The 390-nt window shown below is 45.1% G+C and carries 1 pseudogene; it reads right to left on the bottom strand.

Features of this window, described 5'->3' with window-relative positions:
- Positions 1-390, bottom strand: a pseudogene (locus V6E90_RS21580) (YadA-like family protein); the annotation flags it as partial.

Below are 390 nucleotides of genomic sequence, written 5' to 3'. Positions count from 1 at the left end.
TGGTAATGTTGCTATCACCTTTAACATTGATATCACTACCCAAGGCATAGTTGTTCTTGCCTGTTGTGCCACCAAAGTTGATGCCTTTGTCTGCTGTCGCTTTAACGCTGGTGATCGCACCATCAATCGTGTTCGAACCTGTACCACCAATGTTACTTGTGGTGATTGCACCTGTCGTTGCATCAATAGTCGTGTTGCCACCAATTGCTGTCTTAACGCTGTCTGCAACACCGTGTAATTGACTACCGTTGATTGCATCTGTTGAGCTTGAATTTACTGCACCCGCTTTAACGTTGGTAATCGTGGTTCCACCAGCACCTGCAAGCGTGATCTTGTCTTTAGTCGTTGCATCATCATATTTAACTGCTGCATCGTCTAATGTACCCAACT

The organism is Acinetobacter sp. ESBL14 (genome assembly GCF_036668815.1).
Lineage (GTDB): Bacteria > Pseudomonadota > Gammaproteobacteria > Pseudomonadales > Moraxellaceae > Acinetobacter > Acinetobacter gyllenbergii.
This window is presented reverse-complemented; position numbering and strand designations above follow the sequence as displayed.